Annotated in this window: 5 protein-coding genes; all 5 read right to left on the minus strand. The window is 35.8% G+C overall.

Features of this window, described 5'->3' with window-relative positions:
- Positions 1 to 469: UDP-N-acetylglucosamine 2-epimerase (locus tag PHF25_08905; GenBank protein MDD4528127.1), on the minus strand; the 469-nt coding region annotated here is incomplete at its 3' end.
- Positions 456 to 1,793 (minus strand): UDP-glucose/GDP-mannose dehydrogenase family protein, encoded by a 1,338-nt coding sequence (locus PHF25_08910; GenBank protein MDD4528128.1) that lies wholly within the window; start codon positions 1,791 to 1,793, stop codon positions 456 to 458. The genes PHF25_08910 and PHF25_08905, both read right to left, overlap by 14 nt.
- Before the next feature lie 16 nt (positions 1,794 to 1,809).
- The gene (locus PHF25_08915; protein ID MDD4528129.1) at positions 1,810 to 2,571 is read right to left on the minus strand and encodes a glycosyltransferase family 2 protein; all 762 of its coding nucleotides are present in this window, start codon (positions 2,569 to 2,571) and stop codon (positions 1,810 to 1,812) included.
- A 4-nt stretch (positions 2,572 to 2,575) separates the two neighbouring features.
- Positions 2,576 to 3,919 (minus strand): sugar transferase, encoded by a 1,344-nt coding sequence (locus tag PHF25_08920; GenBank protein ID MDD4528130.1) that lies wholly within the window; start codon positions 3,917 to 3,919, stop codon positions 2,576 to 2,578.
- Positions 3,900 to 4,263, minus strand: a 364-nt coding sequence (locus tag PHF25_08925; GenBank protein MDD4528131.1) for a GDP-mannose 4,6-dehydratase, incomplete at its 5' end; no start/stop codon positions are given. The genes PHF25_08920 and PHF25_08925, both read right to left, overlap by 20 nt.

Here is a 4,263-nt window from a genome sequence, read left to right on the forward strand (position 1 = left end):
TTTGACTGGAAAGCTCAGAGCAACAAAAGAGAAGAGAAGACATATGGTCTGTTACGACTCGGTTTATCTCTTCAGGCATATCTTTAGGTTTTTGCCGAATTCCTGCTTCAATATGAGCTACAGGAATTTTAAGTTTAGCAGCAGCTAATGCACCAGCTACAGTGGTATTTGTATCTCCATATACAATAACCATGTCTGGTTTTTCTAGAAGAAGAATGTCTTCAAACTTCTCCAGCACCAATGCAGTTTGCTTCCCATGGCTAGAAGATCCAACTTCTAAAAAATACTGAGGAGTTGGAATTTGTAGCTCTTGAAAGAAAAGATCTGACATGTTTGTATCATAGTGTTGCCCAGAATGAACCAAGATATGATTCCATGCATTGGTTTTATATACTTCAGACGCTATAATGGCTTCTTTTATAAATTGAGGGCGTGCCCCTACGAGTGAAATGATTTTATTTTTTAGCATTATTTCTACCTATCCCATAATAAGTGAATCCCAATTTTTCGAGGAATTGGGGATCATATTGATTTCGCCCATCAAAAATAATCGGTTCTTTAAGATTGTTTTTGATTTTGTCAAAATTAGGTTTTCTAAATAGTGGCCATTCAGTTAATAGTAAGAGAGCATTAGCTCCTCTTAAAACTTCATAATTGTCTTTGAAATATGTAATTTGCTTGTTTATTCCTAGATACTTTGCCACATTCTCATTTGCTATAGGATCAAAAGCCTGTATGGAAGCTCCTTTGTTTATTAATTCTTGAATTATAACCAAGGAGGGAGCTTCGCGAATATCATCTGTATGTGGTTTAAAACTTAATCCCCATATTGCAAATGTTAATCCCTCTATGTTACCGTTATAATGCTTGTCAATGAGATATGGAAGATATGCTTTTTGTTTGGTATTGGCTTTTTCCACACTTTTTAAAATAGATAAATTTATTTGCATTTGTTCTGCAGTATGAATTAAAGCTTTGACATCTTTAGGGAAACATGACCCGCCGTAACCTATGCCAGCATAAAGGAATGAACTACCTATCCTTGTGTCTGACCCTACTCCCTTTCGTACTTGTTCAATATCTGCTCCTACTTTTTCACAAAGGTGAGAAAGCTCATTCATAAAGCTGATTCTTGTGGCAAGCATGGAGTTAGCGGCATATTTCGTTAGTTCTGCTGAAGAGATACTCATTACGACAAAACGTTCATTTCTCATTACGAAAGGGCTTAATAACTCTTTTATCTTTTGTAGTGCATCTCCGTTTTCGTTTATTCCGATGACTATTCTATCTGGTCGTTGAAAATCATTAACCGCAGAACCTTCTTTTAAAAATTCTGGACAAAAGGCAATATTAAAAGGGATAGATACATTTCTTCTAGTGAGGCATTCATCAATAATTTTTTTAACTTTATGGGTTGTCCCTACGGGGACTGTTGATTTGATAATAATAATTTTAGAAGAATTCATATAATTACCAATGTCTCTTGCCACCTTGAATACGCTCTTTAGATACGCAGAACCATCTCCATTGGAAGGGGTTCCCACTGTAATAAGGATAAAATCTCCTCTTAATATCCCTTCTTTGATTTCACAGGTGAAGTGTAACCTTTTTTGTGTAAAATTTCGTATAAAAATTTCTTCTAATCCTGGTTCATAAACAGGAAGAATACCCTTATTAAGCATCTTAATTCTTTTCGAATCTATGTCAACACAGCATACATCGTGGCCGTTTTCAGCTAGACAAGTACCAGTAACAAGTCCTACATAACCGGTTCCTATGACAGAAACTTTCATAATGTTTTGTGCTCCTTTAAGAATAAATATTTTTAAGAAATCTTTTTTGCAGACTGTATATGGAACTCGTAAGCATATAAAAAGAAGAATAAAAGATATTACATTTTTCCAAGTGATGGTAAAGGTACCATTGATAACCTAAAAGATTGAATTTTTTATGGGAGATAGAGTCCCTACTTCCGGTTCTGTAAAGAGCCAATGGAACATCTAATCCTTGTGCAACATGCCCTTGATTTAATATCTTCAGCCAAAGAGCATAATCTTGTCGTTTTCGGATCGTGGGCATATATTGTTTTCCTATAAGAAAAGCGTCGTACACAGCAGTTAAGCACCCAATATGGTTATACTTCAACAATTGCTTATAATTTGTATAGGGGCGCGCGTGAACTACACTAAGAATGTTGTTGTTTCTGAAAATTTTATAAGATGTATAACTTAAAACCGCTCTTGTATCTTTCATAAAGCTTATTTGTTTTTTTAGCTTATCGGGTAACCAAATATCATCACTATCTAAAAAAGCTATATAGCGCCCATTTGCTTTTTCAATGGCTCTATTTCTAGAAAAAGCAGCACCGAGATTTGTATTATTCCTTAACAATTTTATTCTGTCATCTTGTTTGCTTTTCTCAGAAACTAATGAATAAGAAGAATCTGTAGAGTTGTCGTCTATGATTATAAGCTCCCATTGGGGGTATGTTTGTTCGAGGACAGAATCTATAGATTGAGAGATTGTTTGCTCCGAATTATAACAAGGCATAATAATAGAAACTAAATCCATATGACTACCGAGCTCCTCTCATTCCAAGCATGGTTTCTATCGTGCGAAGCACAATTTGTAAATCTAGAAGTAAGCTTTGATTTTTTAAATAATAAAGGTCATATTCTAGTTTCTTTTTTGTTTCCTCAATAGATGCTGAGTATGAATAATTAACTTGAGCCCAACCTGTAATGCCAGGGCGTATTCGATGTCTGTAATTATAAAAAGGAATTACTTTAATAAAATCCTTAACGAATTCTGGTTGTTCAGGACGTGGACCAATAAGTGACATTTTCCCAATTAATACATCCCATAGTTGAGGTAATTCATCAAGACGAGTTTTGCGCAAAATTTGGCCAAGAGTAGTAATGCGTTCTTGATCTTGATCTGCAAAGGTCGCACGATTACTTTTTTTAGCAGTCATCGTTCTGAATTTATGAATGGTGAAAGGCTCTCCATAAAGACCGATTCTTTGTTGCGTAAAGATGATGGGAAATCCCATTGTTAGAGCAATAAAAATAGCTATTATAACCATTATAGGCAATGCTACCAATAAACCTATTCCTGCTACAAAGAGATCAAGAGCCCTGGAATAAGCTTTAGGAGTTGCTATATTGAAAGAAATTTCATAATATTGACAAAATTTATTAGCCATAGTCAAGGGGATACGACCGAGACAAGATTCAGTTACCGATGGAAGGTAACGCACAAAAATATTATTGCGAGTATCCCGAAGTTGTCTGAAGACCTTCATAAGCTCTGGATTATCTACTTTATCACGGTCAGCAACAATAATAGTACTAAGATGAGGAGTTTTTTCTATGAAAGATTGAATTGACGACGGGGTAGGATTTATATAGCCTATGACATGTATTTTATTAGATACAGCTTCTGATATTTCTTTAAATAAATCTGCCCAATGTTCTTCTTTCCCTATAACGAGAGTATGTTCTACAGGTGTGGTATTGCGTACGAACCATTCAATCAATACGTGGAAAAATGCAATAACAATGAGAGATGTTATTATAACGCCAATCATAGCAATACGTGGCAACCGTGTGGGAAAAAATAAAATAAGCGGAATGGAAATTACATAACCTGCAATAGTTCCAGCACAGGTGGAAAGTATAATTTTTTCGAGAGAGCGATGCATCCCAAATTCATACGACTTAGAAGCATAAAGCGCAAGTAAAACACAGAGCATAACCCATCCATATTGGAAAAAAAGAATAGCAGTCCCCTTTTTTATCCAAACTAAAACTAAAGATAGACAACATAAAATGATTGCATCACCTAAAAAAGTTGCGTATCGAATTCTTCGAAGATGTTGCATAAGTGGTGTCACTGGGTCACCTTCTTTTTTTAGCAAACCACTGTATTGTACGTTCAAGTCCTTCTCGCATGGTTACTATTGGTGAGTAGCCAAGCTCACGTTTAGCGAATGCGAGGGAAGCATAAGAATGACGAATATCACCTGGCCGGGAAGGTAGATAATTTGGCTCTGCTGTTGTGGAAAGATGTACTTTCTCAGAAATTATTCCGTCAATAATGGCAGAAAGCTCATTAAGGGAGAGGTGATTTCCACTTGCGACATTGAAAGATAATCCAAACGCATTCTTGTTTTTTGTTGTGGCAGCGAGCAGGTTAGCTTGAACAACGTTATCAATATAGCAGAAGTCGCGAGTATTTTCTCCATCTCCATATATGAGAGCG

The sequence above is a fragment of the Candidatus Margulisiibacteriota bacterium genome (genome assembly GCA_028706105.1).
Taxonomy (GTDB): Bacteria; Margulisbacteria; Riflemargulisbacteria; order GWF2-35-9; family DYQY01; genus DYQY01.